This window comes from Oscillatoria sp. FACHB-1407 (assembly GCF_014697545.1).
GTDB lineage: Bacteria > Cyanobacteriota > Cyanobacteriia > Elainellales > Elainellaceae > FACHB-1407.
Window position 1 is genome coordinate 358,957 of sequence record NZ_JACJSA010000004.1, and the last position, 20,317, is coordinate 379,273.

A 20,317-nucleotide genomic window follows, 5' to 3' on the forward strand; every position below is an offset into this window, starting at 1 on the left:
TCTAAACCGCAACCGATTCAAGGACAGGTTGGGTGTTGGAGGACGACGCATTGGAGGCAAGACGGACAACATTCCATTGCGCGATCGCCCCCCAACGTTCCAGTCCCTCTGGTTTGGCAACACACACTACACTGTCTTGTCGCATCGATTGCAGTGGTTCTCCCGTAATCGAAGTCAACTGCTGTGCTGTCCAGGCGATCGGCTCTCCCACAAACGGCACAATCTCTAAGCGATCGCCCACCGCCAATGGCTCCAACAATCGCACAATCACCGTTTCTGAAGTAACGTCCAGGACTAACCCAATATATTGATGGGTGCCCGTATTAATGCCATGCAACCGCTCAAACACAGAGGAGCGATCGGCAGGGGTTTCCAGCGATCCGGTGGTGTAATCGCGGTGGGGAACGGACTGCAACTCAGCCGCAGCTTCTGCCAGCAAAGCAGCATCCAACGTGCCATTGGCATAGGCATCAATCAGTTGCCGATACACTTTGCAGGTCAGGGCAACATAAAAGGATGATTTCATTCGCCCTTCAATCTTGAGGGAGCAAATTTGGTGAGTAAAAAAGTCGCCAATTTGCGAAATACCCCACAGATCTTTGGACGACATAAACGCCACTAACTCAGTCGGTTGGGCTTGCTCAATGGCATGATCTGTCGGCAAATGATAGGGCAATCGACAGGACTGGATGCATCCCCCCCGATTTGAGTCTCGCCCTGCGGTAAAGTTTGAGATGGTGCAATGCCCCGAATACGCCATACACATAGCACCGTGGGTAAACATCTCCACGTCCATTCCGGTTTGCTGGCGAATCTGACCTGCTTCAGCAATGCTCAACTCTCGCCCCACAATTAACCGCTTCACCCCCAACTTTGCCCACACCTGAGCCGCATAAACGTTGAGGCAGGAGGCTTGTGTTGAGAGATGAATCGAGAGATTCGAGCTAGCTTGAATTCTGCGAATCACCCCAAGATCAGACACGATGACTGCATCTACCCCGATCGCTTCAAGAAACTGGCAATACTCCGCAAAGCCCTCAAAGTCAGCATCATGAAGAAAGGCATTGAGAGTGACATAAATTTTGGCGTTGTGCTGATGGGCAAATTGGATGCCCTGCACCAGATCATCCTCTGTGAAGTTATCGGCTCGTGCCCGTAACCCATACTTTTGCCCACCCAAATACACTGCGTCCGCTCCGTAGGCGATCGCAACGTACAATCTTTCCAAGTTTTTAGCAGGAGCGAGCAACTCCGGTTTCCACATCATCACAATAAACGCAGCCCCATTGAGTCACTCCATTCTACCGCACTAGAAAATCGACGCGCCGAGAAACTAGCGCAGTGAGATATTGAGGATGCGTGGATTTCCCAATTTCAATTGATGGCTAGAAGCTCTACGACGCTAAAGATGTATCCTTTTTGCGGCGAGTCTTGCGGCCATTGGATGGACTAACTTTGACCTGATTCTCAGATTGATTTTTAGCGGCAGCTTGAGTACGAGACGATGAACGAGGACGTCTTCCCCGCTTAGCCGGAGCTTCTGGCTCAGTGGATGTTGGTGCAGTCGGAGCATCTGCCGCCGCAGATTCATCAGCAGAGCCTTTATCTTCTGCTTCTGGTGTTGCTCCATTGGCAGTATTTGATTGAGCGTCTGCCTGGTCTGATTTTGGCTTACGACCTCTCGGTTTACGAGTCGCTTTTGCAGGAGCCGCAGCACTACTTTCTCGCTTACTGCGAGTGAGGTAATTCTTCAAGGAAGAAACACTAATTTCAATGCCCTGACCCCGAAGCAACTCAACCAGCTCTTCATAGCTGTAGCCTTTGCTAATGGCTGCTGAAATCACATCGTTCATCTGATCAATCGCTTCCCGCAAGGACCAACCTTGCTTTGGTTTTTCGGGAAGACTTTGGAGTGTTTGTGTGGCTTGATCGATTGATGTTTTAGAAACGGTAACTGATGAGCGTTTTTTTGATGTAGTCATTGTTAAGACACAGTATATGTGGGGTGGATGGTGGCTTTGGAGTCTGTATGGCTGAATGCGGGGCGATCGCTTATGATATCGCTCACGATGTGTAGTGCAAATGAAAGCACTTTAGCAGATCAACGCATGAATTTAGTGTATTTCATGAAATAGATAAATCAATAACATTGAGTAAGAATCTATCTTTAGATCAGGTACAAAATTTTTTATCTCGATAAAGATTTTCAGAACTTTTGAAAGTTTGTGTGATTGACTTCAGCGATCATTTATTCCTGCATCTTTCAGTTCTGTCTTTACAAACTGCAAACTCTAGATGAACATCTTTCTGAAATATTCTAGAGCAATCCTAAATCAATTTATGAGCGATGCATTCAGAAATGTATTTAACAGTGATACTTTTCATACTGCGTTCATCTCAGATCTTAGGGTTGTGGATTTAATCAATCCGAAAACCGTATGGACAGGTTTAGCAGACCAACGATTAAATGCGGCAATTGCCAAGACCGTTAAGGAGATTTCCAGGAAACAAAATACCTGTAAGAGCGTTTCGCGAAACGCCCCTGCCGAAAACCGATTGGTAGATTCTGGCTCAGGAGATTTCTGAGCCAGAGAATGGGGGGTTGTAGTCCTGGTCGGGGATTTCGCATCACCAGAAAGTTAAAACTACGGAGTCCCGCCTGACTCGGTTAAAACTACTTCATGGAAAATTACGGAGTCTTTCCCATCTGTACAGGTAGTCCAAACTAGGGTAATACCGCTGCCTCGCATCTCCTCCTGTATTACATCCGTACTTCTTCGGAGGTTCACTAAAGCGGAGCAGAATTCTTGCGTTGAACTGCTGAGGATTCGATCGCTCATGAGGCGCACCATAGGGACATAAGTCAGACCACATTCAATCCCGGAAAACGCAATGAGAACCCCAATACTAGAACCGAAGACCTTTAGAGGATGGGAAATTAACCTCTATTTGGAGAAAGGAGGTTTTTCATTCCAGGTCAAACCCCCCGTTCCTTTTCTGTTTGATATGTTTGACGACGGCTGTATTTATTCCACCTCTGCACAAGCTTATGCCGCTGCAAAGCGGTTTATTAAAGTGGAAATGGTTTCAATTGCAGTGGAGCGATGGTTGTCTGAGGTTTATGAGACGGACACGATTTCCCAAGCAGAATACGAATCGCTCTATTACTCGTTGAGAAATTTTCAAGGATAGATCAGAAGCAAGGGATACGGGGCATACCTGTTGGGGTGACGGCTGATTAACCCAAGGCGACTGCTCTAAGTACTGCTATTCACAGATAGGATTCGGAAATAAAACAAGGGGATGTGGGGGCTGCGCCCCAGCCAGGGGTGGAACCCCTGCACCCCAAATTCCCAACCCTATTTACGACGAGTTGTACTAAGAATTGGAGTTTTAGTCAGGGTTTAAGTTCTTGTGTTGAATTCTAGCGATTCATCTAGGCTTAGGGTATTGTCAGGATGAATTGCTAGGAGTGACGCAATGATTGACCTCTATTACTGGGCAACCCCAAACGGGCACAAAATCACTATCTTTTTAGAAGAAGCGGCACTTGAATATCGCATCGTGCCTGTCAACATTGGAGCAGGCGACCAATTCAAACCCGATTTTCTGAAAATTGCTCCTAATAATCGAATGCCTGCGATCGTCGATCATGCCCCAGCCGACTCAGGAGAGCCGATTTCAGTATTTGAATCAGGTGCAATTTTACTTTATCTCGCGGAAAAAACGGGTCAGTTTTTGCCTGCTAATGTGCGTGGACGCAAAACCGTAACCGAATGGCTGTTTTGGCAGATGGGCGGATTAGGGCCGATGGCAGGGCAAAATCATCACTTTGTGCAATACGCTCCAGAAAAAATTCCCTACGCAATCGATCGCTATGTACGCGAAACAAACCGATTATATGGAGTGCTCGATCGCCAACTTCAAGGTCGAGCGTACATAGCAGGGGACTATTCCATCGCCGATATGGCTTGTTATCCCTGGATTGTGCCCTACGAGCGACAACAGCAAAACTTAGCAGATTTTCCCAATCTCCAGCGATGGTTTGAGCAAATGCAGGCTCGACCGGCTGTCGTTCGTGCCTACGAAAAAGGGGAGACGTTTAAAAGTGCCTCCACGATGACCGAGGAGAGCAAGAAGATTCTGTTTGGGCAAACAGCCGCAACATTGCCAACCCCTTAAGCTGTATACATTATTTATATAAAGACGTTCAGTGACCTCTAAACGCACTCCGCCCCAGGTTGCCATTCTGGCTCTAATTGGTCTGGCAATGATTTGGGGCTACAACTGGGTTGTCATGAAAATTGCTGTCCGTGATGCGGCTCCCTTTGATTTCGCAGCAATTCGAGCCTTTTTTGGATCGTTGAGCCTGTTTCTCCTCATGGTCTGGTTGCGGAAACCCCTCAAACCTGTAGCGATCGCTGAAACGGTTGTATGTGGCGTGTTACAAACAACCGGGGTAGTGGGGTTAATTGCCTGGGCATTGGTGAGTGGTGGCGCAGGTAAAACCGCTGTTTTGAATTACACCATGCCGTTTTGGGCACTGATCCTGGCGTGGATTTTTCTCAAGGAACGGCTGCGTGGCTTGCAGTGGTTGAGTGTGGGGCTATCGCTGGTGGGCTTGGTGTTGGTGCTGCTGCCGTTGAGTTTAACGGGCGGTTTGTTAAGCGAAGCGTTGGCCGTTTCCGCTGGGATCAGTTGGGCAATGAGTGCGATCATTCTCAAAAAGATCAATCACCGCCCTGCTTTTGATGTGTTGTCGTTCACAACCTGGCAGATGTTGTTTGGCAGCATTCCCCTGATTCTGGTGGCGATCGCCATTCCGGCTCCCCCGATTCACTGGACACCCTCGTTTATTGCGGCTCTGTTATACAACATTCTTCCCGGAGGGGCGATCGCCTGGTTGCTCTGGTTTTACGCTCTCAATGAGTTACCCACCGGGGTTGCCAGTTTGGGTACTCTGGCGATCCCTGTGGTGGGGGTATTTGCCGCCTGGATACAACTGAGTGAAGTGCCCAGTCTGACAGAGTGGCTTGGCATTGCACTGATTCTAATTGCACTGATTCTGAACTCTATGGCAGCAAAGAATCCCCATTCAGCAACACACTGATTAGGATAGGTAAGGTTACACTAGTGGCAGAGGGATATTCTACGGTTTCAAACCTTCAGGATTTGCCCCAAAGACCTGATGGTACGTATCAAATTCAACTTCCATAACAGCGATAGAGGGAATTAGGGTGGGGTGCAGGGTGAAATCCCTGGTTGGGACTCAGTTCCCGCACCGCACTGGTTTTAGCCGTCTCGACGGTTAGCAGCATATAAACTCACATTTGGTTACGGCACGGAAAGGACATCTTAAGTTATGAAGCAACCTACTAACGAGGGATCGATGGATCAAGCGTCAATGACAACGTCAGCGCGATCGCCTAAAACCAGCTCTGTCGCAATGGGAGCTGTAACCGCCCTCTGGATGATGTTGCAAACGGTTTTGGCGAGTCCAGCTCTGGCACAAAATAGCTCTCCTGCTCGCAACAACACGCTCACCTACACTGAACTGTTAGAGAGAATTGAGTCGGGTCAGGTGAGCAAAATTGAGATCGATCCTGTACGCAGTGTGGCTGAGGTCTATCTGGAAGATCAGCCCCGCAACACGCAACCCAAAGAAGTGACCCTGTTTACGGGCGATCGCAACCCCGAATTGGTCGAAGCGGCGCGTCAAAACAATGTGGACTTGGGAGTGCGTCCCTCCGCCAGCAGTGGGGCGATCGCCTGGTTTGTCACCCATGCCTTGTTAGCGTTTCTTATCATTGTTGGGTTGCTGATGATTTTGCGGCGATCGAGCAACGCCTCTGGGCAAGCCATGAACTTCGGCAAATCGAAGGCGCGGTTCCAGATGGAAGCCAAAACGGGTGTGATGTTTGATGATGTGGCTGGGATCGAAGAAGCCAAGGAAGAACTGCAAGAGGTTGTTACCTTCTTGAAAAAACCTGAGAAATTCACGGCGATCGGTGCCAAGATCCCCAAAGGGGTGTTGCTGGTAGGCCCTCCTGGAACTGGAAAAACCCTGCTGGCAAAGGCGATCGCGGGTGAGGCGGGGGTTCCCTTCTTTAGCATCTCTGGCTCTGAATTCGTTGAGATGTTTGTCGGGGTGGGTGCTTCTCGTGTTCGCGACCTGTTCAAAAAAGCGAAAGAGAATGCCCCCTGTATTGTCTTTATTGATGAGATTGATGCGGTCGGACGGCAACGGGGCGCGGGTATCGGTGGTGGCAATGATGAACGAGAACAGACGTTGAACCAGTTACTCACCGAGATGGACGGCTTTGAGGGCAACACTGGCATCATTATCATTGCGGCAACAAACCGCCCAGATGTGCTGGATTCAGCCTTGCTGCGTCCGGGTCGCTTTGACCGTCAGGTGATGGTCGATCTGCCCAGCTATAAAGGGCGATTAGGGATTCTACAAGTCCATGCCCGTAACAAAAAGCTGGATCAGGATGTCTCTCTAGAAGCGATCGCCCGTCGGACTCCTGGATTTTCTGGGGCAGAACTCGCCAATATGCTGAATGAAGCGGCAATTTTAACGGCCCGTCGGCGCAAAGACGCTGTGACGATGCTCGAAATTGACGATGCGATCGATCGCGTGACGACGGGCATGACGCTCGCCCCGTTGATGGATAGCAAGAAAAAACGACTGATTGCTTATCACGAGGTGGGTCACGCTCTCCTGATGACACTACTCAAAAATTCTGACCCTCTCAACAAAGTGACGATTATCCCTCGCTCTGGGGGAGTGGGTGGGTTTGCACAGCAAACCTTTAACGAAGAGATGATCGATAGCGGTCTGTATACCCGCTCCTGGTTGCTCGATCGCATTACGATCGCCCTGGGTGGTCGTGCCGCCGAACAGGAAGTGTTTGGTGATGCAGAGATCACAGTCGGTGCAGGCAATGACATTCGTGTTGTTGCAGACATGGCACGCGAAATGGTGACTCGTTATGGCATGTCTGATCTTGGACCTTTTGCTCTGGAGAGCGGCAACAACGAAGTCTTTTTAGGACGTGATTGGATGGCACGCTCTGAATACTCAGAGGAAGTCGCGGTCAAGGTCGATCAACAGGTGCGGGCGATCGCCACCCGTTGTTATGCTGAAGCTCGTCGCATTATCCGCGAACACCGAGGTCTGGTGGATAAACTGGTCGATATCTTGCTGGAGCAGGAAACCATTGAAGGGGAACAGTTCCGCAAGATTGTAGCAGAACATACGCCCCTGCCTGAAAGACAACTGGCAACTCCGGCAGTGTCGTAACCGTTGCTATAACCCGATTTCATCCTTTTGCTGAAGGGGCTTCGTATTGTGAAGCCCCTTCAATCGTTATACAGGTTAGGACGTTGCTTATCTAATACCGATTTAAACGGGTCTTTAGACAAATCAAGGTTTAGGAGGGGGTTGGCACCGCCAACCCTGTACAGGCATTGAGCGTCCACATTGCACCGGAAACTATAATTCGCGTTTCTGAGGAGATTGCTACAGCAACCCATTCAGCAATTGCACCAGAGGATTGGCTTCCTGTTGCTTAATCTGTTTGTAAGTTTCGACCAATTCAGTGGCAAAACGGTTCTCGATCTCGTCTGCTTCGTGTCGAGAATGGCACTGGGTATAAAGGTCTTGAGCTTGTTTTGATTGAAACAGAGTTGTCGCCAGGTCACGCAACAGGTCTTCGTCTACCAGAGGGCAATCATCTTGAAACTCAATTCCCTCTATGAGTTTCGCCTTTGCCTTGTGTCTCACTAAGGCTCGCATTGGATAGGCACTGCCAACTGGGTCTATCATGTTTGCTTTCCTTGCAACAACGCTACATTACTTTCTCAACGTATCGTTCCCCGTTATTGGATACATCTATGAAAGGATGCAGGCCTGCTTGAGAGCCTTCTTTCAAGAGGTAGAAATTGCAGTAGGCAATTTCTCATTCAAAGGAGAAATTTTCCTGCCAAAAACAGCAGATCAAGCGATCGCCACAATGGTTAGAAGTTCACGGCTGACATAACCGTGAGTTCAGCTTTTCCCTGTGGTCTTGTGCCTGCTGTCATGCTCTAGAACGGGTCGGTGAGAATTAAACATAGCGTGCCTTAAAACGGCACTGATAGTGTTGGGATTCAGAAAAACTTAAAAGATCTTTAAGAATTGACTATCTCTGTTTAAACAACTTGTAAAACAGGCACTTCAAAATAACCTGACGGGGCTGTTGCCTGTCGGACATTAACTAGAACTTGAAGCCGATAAAAACCGGGGTCTTCAAACATCAACTCTGGAAAAGTGGCTTTGTGAGTTGGGGCTTCTCCGACAATTTCAGTGACCTCAATGCTGCTGAGAGGTGAGATGCAACCTGTGTAACGATGACGAGCATACACCTGAGCCGTATAGGCAAATGAGGCGTTAGGATTAACATCCTCTAAACCGACCACCTCAAAGGCGACAGTGAGCGTAAACGCCTGACGACTGTGAATCGGGTTTAGGAATGCCTGATTCGTGCGATCGACAATCATCACACTGCCCGTTGTAGGGGGTTGTTTGATTTCGAGTTGGTGAATTCTAACAGCTAAGGGATAGTCAACGGAAACCATCTCAACCTCAGCTTGCGGTAAGGATTGAGTGGGGGTTGAGTTTACGTCAAGTTGGGTCGCTATCCAATTTGATAATGGTTGAGTCTGGATGCCTGACCAAATCTCAGTTTTATGGGAGTCAACCTGTTGAATGACAGTCTGATATTCGGTGTGATTTGCAAGGGTGCGGCTCTGCACTGTGACGTTAAACGATGTCATGGTTTCCCATTCAGGGATGGGCTGTGAGGTGGCAACAGAAGCGATTGCTGCAATGTCTGTTTCTGCAATGTCTGTTTCTGCAATGTCTGTTTCTGCAATGTCTGTTTCTGCAATGTTTGTTTCTGCAATGTTTGTTTCTGCAATTCTCGTTTTTGCAATATTGATTGTTGCAATATCGATGTTATCTGTGGTGCAAAGCGGTTTCTGCTCTGGGGCGATCGCCTCTAGAGTGGGCGGTTCGGTGATTTGCTCCGCCGCATCTGCTTCAGTGTTTGGGATGGGCTGCACGATGGCTTCAGGGGTGGGCTGTTTGGCAGCTTCACTCTCTGGCACTGAGGTCACAGTCTTACGCCGACGAGAAGAAGTTGTCGTTTTCTTTCTGCTGGTTGGTTCCGTCATGGTGGTTGCTCCAACTGTCATATGAGGAAACTGGCAGGTTAGCAACCTACCAGTTAATTTGGTTTACTGTCGTGTTTTAGGGCTAGCCCTCACGGGAGGGCTAGGTATCGTGACTGCTATGTTAGGAGCGTGAATCCTAGCAAACTTGCAGGAATACGCCAGCGATGTAACCGCAACCCAACAGGAATTGACCGCAAGGATGATCCGCAGGACCAACGTTCACTACACCCGCGATCGCATAGAAGCCAGGAGTCATTTTGGCGTACTTGGGAGTACCCTTCCAGGTGATGGTGTAGGTGTACTTGTCCTTCTCGGAAATGATGCTCTCGCTCAGATCCAATTCAACTGCTTTTGCACCCACACCTTCTAAAGCGAAGTGAGCTTCCATTTTGATGCCCAGACAGAGCAACAGGCGAGTTAGCGGAGTGTTGTTAAATTTGATATCTACACTCAGGGTAAAGTTTTCATCTTCCATAACGATGTAGGGGGATTGACCAGGAGCTACATAGTCAGGGAAAGGAGGAATACCTGCTGTACCTGCAACGCGCAAGTTGCTCAATTCATAAAAGACTGGACCCAAAATTGCTCTGGAGTAAGTTTCAGTTGCAGACAGTTGAGCACGGGGCTGAGGTCCGACAACAGGAACAGAAGGAGTGGATGTCATAGATGTAATAGTGTCTGCCATGAAATGTATCCTCGTAGTTGTTACAAAGTGGTGAAGTTAACAAGTTGACTGAGAGCAATGGTTTAACGTTTGGTTTGTTTGCTCTTGTCGTTTCCTTGTCAACTAAAGTAATCATGGCAAATGGATTTACGGCTCACAGTACCCAGTGCGGGTACTCTTTCCAGACAGGCATCTTTTTAGAGTTCTTCATAGTGCCCCATACCTATTTGCTTCACAGATATTTCCTCACGAAAATCCCTTCACGAAAATCTCTGCGAATTTGCATAATAGGCGATGTTTTGGCAGACCTGTATGTATGACAAAAGCCACGTTGTTAAGGCGGGGTGTTAGAGGTTTACCCTGAATGAGGGTCAAGCCTCGCACCGATCGATTGCAATGTTTGAAGTTATGTGGCGATCGCTAAACATCCTGTTGCTCAAATGGCTGATAGAACCCAGAAACGTACGGCAATCACTCCAATATCAATGACCAGTTATAGAAGTGGATCATTAATTTACGGTCTATCCGGAATGGCTTCATTGATTCGTGAGACATTGATGCATTAAGGCGATCGCTACGTTAAATGGGTGCCTCCAACGCTATCAGGGCTAAAGTACTACCGAAATTTTCAGATCAGTTGATGTAGTGGCATAAAGCAAACTACCGTACAAACCTGCGTGGATTTCTATAGAAGCATCCTGACCACAGAACTTAAATGCGAACTGATCAAACAAGCTAAAAATACTAGAAACGAGAGCATTTAGCCTCCTGTGTAAGGATTTAGTAGTTCATTCGAGCCCCCAAAATGAACAAACTCATTAACACATCAAAACAAACTCCATCAATTTCACAATCAAGTGTGTCGTTGTCCGTGCTGCAAGCTGAGGTTCAACTTGCAACGCAAACCCAAAATGCGGTCTTATTTCAAAGTAATAAGTCAACTGGGTTGTTGTTGAGTGTCTTAGAAAGCCTCATGGATGGCGTGTTACTGCTGACCGATAAAGGCAAATTGGTAAATGCCAATAACTACGCTTTGCAGATTTGTCATCAGTTTATGCAAGACCGTTCCAGCACAACCCAAGTCCCCCAGCAGATCTGGCGGATCTGTGAGGCGTTGATTGATAGCCGGGATCACTATCCCGACCGAATCGTCACGATTGAAGATGAGATTGATATCGGCAAGACCAGCGTTATTCGGATTCGTGCGCGTTGGGTCGAGATAGAGGATGCCAATCGTCCTTATCTGTTGGTGATGCTAGAAGACCGCAGTCAATCTCTCAAGGATGCTGTCATCGCTGAAGCTCGCAAATATAACTTGACACCGCGAGAAGCAGAGGTGTGGCTGTTACGCCGAGCCAACTGCACCTACAAAGCGATCGCTGCCGAGTTGCACATTGCAATCGACACGGTTAAAAAGCACGTCAAAAGCATCAACGCCAAACGGGATGCTTTTCTCTGGGCAAACGAGTAACTGGTGGTTCTGGAGAGTGACACCGGAGTAGGCAACTAAACACCCTGGTCAAGGGTTTGTTAGATTTTGACGGCAGGAGGGGCGATCGCCCCTCTTTTTTTGGGCGTTGCTTGCCGCTGCCCCATCAATCTGGCTACAGCAATACAAGCGTTTTGCGAAACGCCCCTCCAAAATTCCTGGATTGGAGCAGCACCCCCTTTTTGAACGGCTTTCGTAATTTTGCTGTTGCGAATTTCAGTAGATTCGCTTAGGCTCATAGCCATGTCCTTTAAATCGCTCCACCAACTCTTCAGTTCCTTTGACAACCAGGACGCATGGCAAGCCCAACAACAGTTTCAGAAATTGTTGGGGTGCTGGTTCCAGGTTGTGGGTCCGGTTGTGGCAGCCCATACCCGCCCGATCAAGATTCAGCGGCAGGTGTTGCAGGTTGCTACATCGAGTCCTGCATGGGCGCAAAATCTCGTGTTTGAACGACACCGTATTCTAGAAAAGTTGAACGCTCAGCTTGGCAGCCAGTTGACGGATATTCGATTTTCGACGGCTCAGTGGTATTCGGATGCCCCCAAACAGGATAAACCTGACAGTGCCACTGTCACCTGGCAAGAACACCCCAGTCGGATTGAGACAGACTTGAACACTCTGAAACCGGGTCTGTCCGAAACCAGCAGCGACCCAGTTGAAGTGTTTCAACACTGGTCTGAAAGGATGCGATCGCGCCTACAACATTTGCCCTTGTGCCCTCAGTGTCAGTGCCCCACCCCAACTGGAGAGCTAAAGCGGTGGTCTGTTTGTGCGCTATGCGCCACTAAGCAATGGCAGCCAAAGGATTCTTGATTTACGTTAGTCAGGGTAATAGTCTAAGCCGAAAAAGTTGTAGAGCATAGCCTAAATACCTGAAATTGACATTAGAAGGGTCCGTAATTTCCCTGAGAAATAAAAAGTTGAGAAGAGGGCGATCGCTTTCGGTTCTTCTTGATCCCCAGATTGTTTTAACCGAAAGCAGTACATCCACTCAAAAGATATAGGAATCGTGATTGCTGTTTTTAATATGTCTGTTTCTTAAGGGAAATATAAAAACAATTTGAAACTTATTTTATTTTCGGGATCGCCAAACCTCCTATCAATTAAGAGGTTTAGTCGTTTTTGACAGATTTATTGGCAAAAAAGCAAAGATGAGAATGGTTATAAAGATATTTGATAAAAAAGCTCACCATGAACACTTCTAACCTCGGCGTTTCAGTTTGTCGCCACTGCCAGTATTATCGGGCAGAGGGACGACGTGGAGGGTATTGTCAGCAACTCTGTGCGGGGGTTCAGGGTACGTGGAAGGCTTGCTCACTGGCGATCCCACCCTTTGCTCCCACCTGGGAAGCCATACCGGGGATCATCGCCTGGCGCAATCAAATGCAACACTCTGCTGAGCATCAACTCGACCTGTTAAGTAAAGATGTTGAGCCTGCGGTTGAGACGGTAAAAGTTGCGATTGATGGAGATATATAAACTGCTTTCATAACCCAATGCCAGGGAACCGGGAAAGAGGCAGTTAGATGAATTGGGAAAGTGTGGGGCGATCGCCCCTGGCTTAATGCTCGTCAAGAGCGATCGCCCTTAATTGAGTGGCTAAGCCTGAGACGAAGGGGTTTTTGTTTTGCGGCTCTTACGGCTGAAGTGACGTCCCATTTGATCAACCGCTTCACTTAGCCCCATCGTTTTGCCATTGGCACGAGCAGAGTTATATGCGGTGCGAGCCGCCGAATACGCCTCACTGCCTGCTAACAAATAGGTGTCCTCAATTAATTCTTTCAATTGCCCGATTGAGAACAAGATGGGATATAACGCCTCGACGAGTTCTAAATCTCGCCGCATTTCTTCAACATCTAAACAGCGAGGCATCAGGTCAGCATTTTGCGTAGCTAGTTCTAACGCCCTATCCACAAAGGCACGAGACTTGTCACCCATCCGACACAAACTGCGCCGTTGCTCAGGGGTCAGACCCAACAGGAAGGGAAGCTTTTCACGGATGGTGGTAAGAGCTGTCAAAATATCGGCTTGGTCGGCAGCAGGCAAACTCGCACTGATTAAGTTAGACATGGGTTTAGATTCAATTTAAAGTAGTGCACTCAATGGTGAATGCATTGGGATAGCTCTATAGATGCCCGATATGAAGTGGAACTAACCTGTAATAGCACTGAAAATTTAGTTGGTAGAAAAATAAAGGCTCAGAAAATTCTAGGAGGAAATAAATTTAGGAGTAAGCACATTTGCTCTTTAAGTTCCGTCGGTGGAGGTCAAAGTTCCGTTGGTGGAGGTCAAAGCTCCATTGATGGAGGTCAAAGCTCCATTGATGGAGGTCGAAGTTCCGTCGTTAGAGGTCAAAGCTCCATTGATAGGAGTCAAAGTGCGATCGATGGGGGTTGAAGTGCGATCGATGGAGGTCAAAGCTCCATTGATGGAGGTCAAAGTGCGATCGATGGGGGTTGAAGTGCGATTGATGGGGGTTGAAGTTCCATTTCATGATTTATACGCTACAGATCAAGATCCCCCTGCCTGCGGCATCCCCCTTAAAAAGGGGGACTTTGGCTCTCATTTTTCCCTTTAAGGAGGCGTAGGGGAATCTCTCTAAACAGGGGGCTTTAGCTCTCACCGCCCCCCTTTTGAAGGGGGGTAGGGGGGATCTCTAGAAAAGGATTTGCATTTTGAAGAATTCTCTCCAGTTTTTGATCCCCCTGCCTACGGCATCCCCCTTAAAAAGGGAGACTTGAAATCTTGAGGGTAATTAAAGCCTAGAACGCGATAGTTAGAGTTGAAAGGGCGATCGCTTGAATTCTAATCTCAACATTCCGCATCTAAAACTGAGTTCCAACCAGGCTATCTCAGTTTCTTAATTAAGACTAATAATGTTGCTGGCATATCGTGAATAACTTGCTTAAATAGATGCAACCCCTTACCTATCAGCAAAGCTACTCCTTAATTCCCTATGACAAGTGATTCTGGACTACCAATCAGCAAGCCTACCTCAGTTTTGAAAAAATCCATTAAGGTCAATTTCAAAGATTTTTCAAAAGCACTGGGTAAAGGTTTAGTAGATTTCGGTTTTGGTAAGTGGGATAGTCTAGCAGGAGATGGAGTTGATGCTCTAGCAGCTTTGGGTTTAGCGGCAAATGCCGAAGAAATTGCCTGGTTAATGGTGTACCGCTCTTTACTTCAGGCAATGAAGACTCTCATTGATGAGAAGACTGAATTAGAGCCAGACAAGTTTGACAGTAAAGCTTTGCAGGTCAGGATTAACCAGGCTTTAGAAACCAGTAGCTTACTAATTAACAAGAAATTTTTTGAGCATCCAGATAAAGACCCTATTGTTGAGGCGGTTAAACCTGCTTTTAGGGAATGGTTGCAGCAGTATGGGCTGAGTGAAGTCGATGCTCAGGCGATCGCGGATCGTCTGCCTATCTACTTTGCAGCAGCACTACATGAAGAGTGGGGCAGTCACGCAAAGGACTATGCTGTACTTAAAGACAAGCTGGATACTCCCTTTACGCAAGCCAATGAGCGAGCTCAGGCGTGGTTGCGATATGCAACTTGGCTGCAAAAGCAGGTAGAAGAACCCATGTTTTTGGAAGCCTTTAGCCTCAAGCGGGTGTATGTGCCGCTACGGGCTTACTACAACCGTAAAGTTGAAGCACAGAAAGCTGAGGAATTAGAAGGAAGGATTGCAGGCAATAAACAACAGGAGCGAGTCGTTGTTGATCTGGAGAAAGAGCTAGAAACCTGGCTCGACAAAGCGGTACGAACGGATGCAATTCGATTAATTAGTGGTGGTCCTGGAAGCGGCAAGTCATCTTTTGCCAAAATGTTTGCCGCTAAGTTGGCAGCCAAGGGCAAGATTCCAGTGCTATTTGTTCCATTGCACCATTTTGAACCCTCGGACGACCTGATTGATGCAGTAGGCAAGTTTGTGCAGATGGATGGTATTTTGCCTCACAATCCACTAGCCGTTGAGCAACGGGAATCTCGCCTGCTGATCATCTTTGATGGTTTAGATGAGCTAGCCATGCAGGGAAAGATTGCCGAGAAAACCGCGCAGGACTTTGTGCGAGAGGTACAACGTAAGGTGGAGCGGTTTAACCACCAAGGAACTTGCTTACAAGTCCTAATTAGCGGGCGAGAAGTGGTTGTGCAGGCAAATGAAACCGACTTTCGCAAAGATGGACAAATCTTGCACGTCTTGCCCTACTTTTTGCCAAAAAACGACCGAAAACATTATGTAGATGGGAAAAAGCTACTGGAGCAGGATCAGCGGCAGCTTTGGTGGCAAAACTATGGTGCAGCAAGCGGTAGAGGGTATGCTGGATTGCCCCCTGAGTTAGACCAGGGAAATTTGATTGAGATTACAGCGCAACCCCTGCTGAATTATTTGGTTGCCCTCAGTCTGAAACGGGGAAAGCTGAATTTTTCGAAAGAGACTAACCTGAATGCAGTCTATGGGGATCTACTTAAAGCTATTTATGAACGAGGTTGGGAGCAAGGTGGGGCGGGAAACCGTCAACATGCTGCCATTCAAGGAATTGAGGAAGAAGATTTTGTTCGAATTTTAGAGGAGATTGCTCTGGCAGCTTGGCATGGAAATGGACGCACCACTACGGTACGGGAGATTGAGCGTCATTGCGAAAACAGCAATCTCAAGAACCTATTAAACCGATTTCAAGAGGGCTTTCGGGACGACTCAAAAGCTAGCATTACTCGTTTGCTGACTGCCTTTTATTTCCGTCAAAGCGGACATGACCGATCCGGTGACAAAACTTTTGAATTTACTCACAAGAGTTTTGGAGAGTACTTAACTGCTCGACGTATTGTTCAAGAAATTCAGCATATCCATCGGAAATTGAAGGACCGCCACAAGGACCCTTATGAAGACTGGGATGAGCGACATGCATTGTATCGTTGGGCATTAGTTTGTGGACCTTCAACCATAGATAGAAATCTATTTAATTTTATTTTAAATGAAATGTTTCAACAGCAGCAATATTCAGCAGATGTTGCTGGTTGGCAGCAAACCCTTTGCCATTTAATTAATTTCATTTTTCAGTATGGAATGCCAATGGAACGCTTAAATTCATGCCCTGATTTTAAGACAAAATATCAGTATGCCTGTAACTCGGAAAAAGCATTGTTAATCGCTTTACATACTTGTGCTATGGCAACTAAGAGCACTTCAATGATTGAATGGTCCTCATCTGAAGTTCTTGGTGCTTGGATTTCAAAAAGTCAAGGGCAGAGAATAGAGCTAGGATCTGAGTTATTTCTGAATTGCTTGAGAACTCTAAACATGAAGGGATGTATTTTAATAGGCAGAGATTTTTATGGAGTAAATTTTGAAGGAGCAAATTTTGAAGGAGCAAATCTTGAAGATGTGTGCTTCTACAGTGCAAACCTTAAACGAGCAAATTTGAGAAATGCAAATCTAAATGAAGCTAATTTAGGAGAAGCAAATCTAGAAGGAGCAGATTTCTCAGGAGCAAATTTTAGTGGAACAAGATTTTGGAGCACTAAACTCGAAGGAGCAATTTTCAAAAAAGCTGAGCTATCAGGAGTTACTTTTTCTGCAACTAATTTTGTAAATATTAATTTTGAACAAGTGAATCTTCGAGATGTAAATTTAGTTGGAGAAAACCTTAGAAGAGCTAATTTCAGAGAAGCATATTTAGAGTATGTAAATTTTCGATTTGCAAATCTTGAAGGGGCAAATCTTGAAGGGGCAACTCTGGAAGAGGTAGATTTTGAAGGAGCAAATTTGAAAGGAGTGAATTTTGAGGGGGCAAATCTTGAAGGAGCAAATCTGAAAGGAACAATTTTGGAGAACAAGCTGATGATTAGTTCAACCGAGGAAACAGAATCAAAATAAGCAAAGGAAATAGAGACAATCACAAAGTTAAAACATTAGAAATTAAGCCGCTTGCAACCTAACTAGCACTCAACCCCCCTTTTGAAGGGGGGTAGGGGGGATCTACTAAATGCCCAACCTCAACAACAGCGACTTTCATCTTCCCTACAATCCTGCTCTCATTTCCAAAGCAAAAGAACTGCGACAGAACATGACACCCGCAGAAAAGAAGCTTTGGTATCAATACTTGAGAACCTTCAAATTCAAAGTTTTAAGACAAAGACCGATCGATTATTTCATCGTTGACTTCTATTGTCCCAGCTTAAAGCTAGTGATTGAAATTGATGGAGAGAGCCACTTCACACAAGATGGTCAAGATTATGACCAAGCGAGAACTGAGCGATTAGAAGGGTACGGATTACAGGTCTTAAGGTTTACAAATCAGCAGGTATTGAAGGATTTTGAAAATGTTTGTTGGGCGATCGAAGGGTTGATCCCCCCTTGATCCCCCCTTAAAAAGGGGGGCGATAAAAGCCAAAGTCCCCCTTTTTAAGGGGGATGCCGCAGGCAGGGGGATCAATTATTGATATCCACAGTGCGATCGCCTAAACCTGTATCAAAACACGCTTGCGAAAAACCCCGTTCTTTAGTACGGTTGTTTGTCAGTCAACAAAAAATATCCACCATCAAAGCGTCACCTGGAAGCTGCGCCAACAGCCCCAGATGACTAACCCTCAAAACTGCGTCAACAGTTCGGAGGGCTAGAGGGCAGTTTATCACTCCACTAGCCACCCTGACTTTGCTACGGCAAAAAAGCAGCAGGGTGGCTTTGGTTTTGGGTATCGATCCCCCCGGCTAACGCCACCCCCCTTATTAAGGGGGGCTAGGGGGGATCTCAAACCTTAGTGGAGTGAAACAACTGCCATGACAAACAATGCTCTTCCCATGCAATCGATCAATCCTGACCCGCGCATTCTCACCCTTCTTGTGATTGGCACTGAAGATAACGTCAAAGCCCACATCCTGCGACAACATACCCTTGGTATTAATGAAGCAGGTCACTGGAGCAAACTGCTTCCTGTGCCAAATTGTCCCGATAAGGTGATGAGCGTTCTCAATCGGGTGATGGTGTAGAACCGTCAGCACAAGCAAAGCGGAAGTTTAGCCTTATCTATCCTTCCGCTTTCGTAGGAATCGATAAATGAGACAAATGATTATTCAACAATCTCCGCTAACCGTTTAAGAATCTGCAACACCCGATCAAGGTCATGGTCTTGTCCTAAAACAAACTGGCGCGATCGCCCATATCGTGGCACATCCTCAAATCGCAATTTAAGAAAGACAAAATCAGTTCCATTCGTGACTAACCCGTATAAAGGATAGTCCCGTTTAGGAGTAGCCAACATATACGACAAGACTTGTGGGATGCCCACCTTTGGTGAAAACTCTGCTCGCTTAGACTCAATCACCAATACCCAAAGTTGTTCCTTCAACACCAAGATATCGATACGACCTCGTACAACCACACTTTGATCCGTTGCCTCGATCTCCACCGAATCTTCAGTACTGACATAAAACGGTGGTAAAAACATCCCCGACAAATCCAACAAAGGAGCAATCACCGCCAGTTTGACCGTGTTCTCTAACACCGATCGCCGCTCTAAGTTAGAAACGATCGCCCGCACCCGTTCAAGCCGTTGTTGTTCACTTTGTGTCAGTGCTGGTAAGTCTTCTTGCCACTCTGTAAAAAATGCAGGGTCCGATACTTGCTGCAAGTTAAATCGTTGCTCTAAGTCGTAGAGCGTGATTTTATCTGCTGCAATTGTGGAGTAATAAAACGGATCACCAATTTCATTTCCTGAAACCCTTGCTCTGCCGTTGTACTTTTGAAGGTAGGAAAAAAACGGATCACCAATTTTACTCATCACCTTCGTAATCTTCGACCAAATTTTTGATAAAACGGATCGCCAATTCTTGAAAGTGCTTTGGAGTGGGTTTTTCAAGCATCTACCTCACAAAGTTAGACAATTCCTGAAAGTCCTGCCGTATGTAGCATCGATTATACTTCTCCGCCTAAGGAGTTCACCAACCACAAAAATTTTGGAATTTTTTGGATGGTTTACGCTTTGAACCTACTTAAGCTAAAAGTAGGTTAGGTATTCCTACTATTCAAGGTAAAATCGCTAGTTTCTCCAAAATCGTCTGCACGAGTAAAACCCACTGAATAGTTGCCCAATCTCTTATTTAAGTCATAGATAGACAACTTCTCGCAGGATCTGTGCACCAATATGAGGTTTCAACCCCTTTTTCATGACTAGGTCAACCTTTAGCCCCAACAGGTCACTGAGGTAATTCTCTAGTTCACAGAATGTGAGCAACCCAAACCGAAATCCTGGCTCGAACTCGACCAAGACATCAACATCGCTGTTTTGTGTTTGGTCTCCTCGCACATACGAGCCAAAAATACCAATTTGGGCAACATGATATTTCTGCTGAATCAATGGTTTAGCAGATTCTAATCGTTGCTTAATTTCGATTAAAGATTGCATGGGTCTGATGGGCTAAGCGATTGAACAATTTTTGAAAGATTAATCTGAAGCTAGTTTCCAACATTATATTTAAGGGATGTTGAATTTGGTTTCATGAGGCAAGCCGTTCTTTGTACCCCACTATCAAGGAATCAGACGCCCTCGGTGAAGCTAGTAGCTTAATGAGTGTGACCGTATCAAAGTCAGATGGCCTCACCGGAGGCTTCTCGATTAGCCTCTAGGATTGCCCTCCTTTATCTGTGATGTCTTGTTCTCGGATTTATCACTTTATAGCTTTTAGCTCAAATTTTAATGTCGATACAGCATAGCCTCGTGCCCAGAAATGCTTCCCAGCAAAATTCTGTTGCTTGCCCTTAAACTGCTTTGCAATCGCAATTGCGCTTTTGCCCTTAATAGCCAATCATGGATATTACAGAATACTTAGGGTGAGGAGTTTATCAGAAACAATTAATACTCCAAGAGCTTAGGAGACATGCAATACTCAACTTTGTGTATTTTTAGTAATCCCTCTCTTAAGTTATACAAAATAAAAA

Annotated in this window: 20 protein-coding genes and 1 pseudogene; 11 read left to right on the forward strand and 10 right to left on the reverse strand. The window is 46.6% G+C overall.

Features of this window, described 5'->3' with window-relative positions:
- Nucleotide 1 precedes the first annotated feature (1 nt).
- Together H6G89_RS09650 and H6G89_RS09655 are read right to left on the reverse strand one after the other, a co-directional pair.
- On the reverse strand, nt 2-1,267 hold the full coding sequence (locus tag H6G89_RS09650) for a U32 family peptidase (protein ID WP_242059885.1): 1,266 nt from the start codon (nt 1,265-1,267) through the stop codon (nt 2-4).
- Between the two features lie 127 nt (nt 1,268-1,394).
- Entirely contained in the window at nt 1,395-1,982 is a 588-nt protein-coding gene (locus H6G89_RS09655; protein WP_190505397.1) for a hypothetical protein, read from the reverse strand.
- 910 nt (nt 1,983-2,892) lie between these two features.
- Here H6G89_RS09655 and H6G89_RS09660 point away from each other — a divergent pair.
- From H6G89_RS09660 to ftsH, 4 genes are all read left to right on the forward strand, one after another.
- The gene (locus tag H6G89_RS09660) at nt 2,893-3,192 is read left to right on the forward strand and encodes a hypothetical protein (protein WP_190505400.1); all 300 of its coding nucleotides are present in this window, start codon (nt 2,893-2,895) and stop codon (nt 3,190-3,192) included.
- 288 nt (nt 3,193-3,480) lie between these two features.
- On the forward strand, nt 3,481-4,182 hold the full coding sequence (locus H6G89_RS09665; protein ID WP_190505402.1) for a glutathione binding-like protein: 702 nt from the start codon (nt 3,481-3,483) through the stop codon (nt 4,180-4,182).
- A 31-nt stretch (nt 4,183-4,213) separates the two neighbouring features.
- The gene (locus H6G89_RS09670; protein WP_199336625.1) at nt 4,214-5,110 is read left to right on the forward strand and encodes a DMT family transporter; all 897 of its coding nucleotides are present in this window, start codon (nt 4,214-4,216) and stop codon (nt 5,108-5,110) included.
- Nucleotides 5,111-5,446: 336 nt separating this feature from the next.
- Complete coding sequence (gene ftsH, locus H6G89_RS09675; RefSeq protein ID WP_199336641.1) at nt 5,447-7,306, forward strand: ATP-dependent zinc metalloprotease FtsH; 1,860 nt, start codon at nt 5,447-5,449, stop codon at nt 7,304-7,306.
- A gap of 219 nt (nt 7,307-7,525) precedes the next feature.
- On the opposite strand, the gene H6G89_RS09680 is transcribed toward ftsH, so the two are convergent.
- The 3 genes from H6G89_RS09680 to H6G89_RS09690 form a co-directional block, all read right to left on the reverse strand.
- Nucleotides 7,526-7,831, reverse strand: coding sequence for a hypothetical protein (locus tag H6G89_RS09680; protein WP_190505403.1), 306 nt, complete (start codon nt 7,829-7,831; stop codon nt 7,526-7,528).
- A gap of 365 nt (nt 7,832-8,196) precedes the next feature.
- Nucleotides 8,197-9,219: a hypothetical protein gene (locus H6G89_RS09685; protein WP_190505405.1), complete on the reverse strand. Its 1,023-nt coding sequence runs from the start codon at nt 9,217-9,219 to the stop codon at nt 8,197-8,199.
- 136 nt (nt 9,220-9,355) lie between these two features.
- The gene (locus tag H6G89_RS09690; RefSeq protein WP_199336626.1) at nt 9,356-9,904 is read right to left on the reverse strand and encodes a hypothetical protein; all 549 of its coding nucleotides are present in this window, start codon (nt 9,902-9,904) and stop codon (nt 9,356-9,358) included.
- Between the two features lie 784 nt (nt 9,905-10,688).
- Here H6G89_RS09690 and H6G89_RS09695 point away from each other — a divergent pair.
- Nucleotides 10,689-11,354, forward strand: a complete 666-nt coding sequence (locus H6G89_RS09695; RefSeq protein ID WP_190505407.1) for a helix-turn-helix transcriptional regulator — start codon at nt 10,689-10,691, stop codon at nt 11,352-11,354.
- A gap of 59 nt (nt 11,355-11,413) precedes the next feature.
- Here the strand turns inward: H6G89_RS09695 and H6G89_RS09700 are convergent, their stop codons facing one another.
- Nucleotides 11,414-11,611 carry a hypothetical protein gene (locus H6G89_RS09700; protein ID WP_190505410.1) on the reverse strand — a complete coding sequence of 66 codons (198 nt, stop codon included), beginning with the start codon at nt 11,609-11,611 and terminating at the stop codon, nt 11,414-11,416.
- A gap of 4 nt (nt 11,612-11,615) precedes the next feature.
- On the opposite strand from H6G89_RS09700, the gene H6G89_RS09705 reads away from it, so the two are divergent.
- A complete protein-coding gene (locus H6G89_RS09705; protein ID WP_190505412.1) occupies nt 11,616-12,188 on the forward strand; it encodes a DUF721 domain-containing protein in 573 nt (190 codons plus the stop codon).
- A 378-nt stretch (nt 12,189-12,566) separates the two neighbouring features.
- Nucleotides 12,567-12,854: a hypothetical protein gene (locus H6G89_RS09710; protein WP_190505414.1), complete on the forward strand. Its 288-nt coding sequence runs from the start codon at nt 12,567-12,569 to the stop codon at nt 12,852-12,854.
- 120 nt (nt 12,855-12,974) lie between these two features.
- Here the strand turns inward: H6G89_RS09710 and H6G89_RS09715 are convergent, their stop codons facing one another.
- Nucleotides 12,975-13,445, reverse strand: a complete 471-nt coding sequence (locus H6G89_RS09715; RefSeq protein ID WP_190505416.1) for a hypothetical protein — start codon at nt 13,443-13,445, stop codon at nt 12,975-12,977.
- A gap of 190 nt (nt 13,446-13,635) precedes the next feature.
- On the opposite strand from H6G89_RS09715, the gene H6G89_RS09720 reads away from it, so the two are divergent.
- The 4 genes from H6G89_RS09720 (at nt 13,636) to H6G89_RS09735 (ending at nt 18,369) form a co-directional block, all read left to right on the forward strand.
- Nucleotides 13,636-13,953 carry a hypothetical protein gene (locus H6G89_RS09720; protein ID WP_190505418.1) on the forward strand — a complete coding sequence of 106 codons (318 nt, stop codon included), beginning with the start codon at nt 13,636-13,638 and terminating at the stop codon, nt 13,951-13,953.
- A gap of 378 nt (nt 13,954-14,331) precedes the next feature.
- Nucleotides 14,332-17,256, forward strand: a complete 2,925-nt coding sequence (locus tag H6G89_RS09725) for a pentapeptide repeat-containing protein (RefSeq protein WP_190505420.1) — start codon at nt 14,332-14,334, stop codon at nt 17,254-17,256.
- A 109-nt stretch (nt 17,257-17,365) separates the two neighbouring features.
- Nucleotides 17,366-17,740: an endonuclease domain-containing protein gene (locus H6G89_RS09730; RefSeq protein ID WP_190505422.1), complete on the forward strand. Its 375-nt coding sequence runs from the start codon at nt 17,366-17,368 to the stop codon at nt 17,738-17,740.
- A gap of 440 nt (nt 17,741-18,180) precedes the next feature.
- The gene (locus H6G89_RS09735) at nt 18,181-18,369 is read left to right on the forward strand and encodes a hypothetical protein (RefSeq protein ID WP_190505424.1); all 189 of its coding nucleotides are present in this window, start codon (nt 18,181-18,183) and stop codon (nt 18,367-18,369) included.
- Between the two features lie 80 nt (nt 18,370-18,449).
- Here H6G89_RS09735 and H6G89_RS09740 read toward each other — a convergent pair whose 3' ends face one another.
- The 3 genes and pseudogenes from H6G89_RS09740 to H6G89_RS09750 all read right to left on the reverse strand — a co-directional run.
- Nucleotides 18,450-19,160: a restriction endonuclease subunit R gene (locus tag H6G89_RS09740; protein ID WP_242059886.1), complete on the reverse strand. Its 711-nt coding sequence runs from the start codon at nt 19,158-19,160 to the stop codon at nt 18,450-18,452.
- A gap of 324 nt (nt 19,161-19,484) precedes the next feature.
- Nucleotides 19,485-19,784, reverse strand: coding sequence for a nucleotidyltransferase family protein (locus tag H6G89_RS09745; RefSeq protein WP_190505426.1), 300 nt, complete (start codon nt 19,782-19,784; stop codon nt 19,485-19,487).
- Between the two features lie 289 nt (nt 19,785-20,073).
- A pseudogene (locus tag H6G89_RS09750) lies at nt 20,074-20,209 on the reverse strand (transposase); the annotation flags it as partial.
- Nucleotides 20,210-20,317 lie beyond the last annotated feature (108 nt).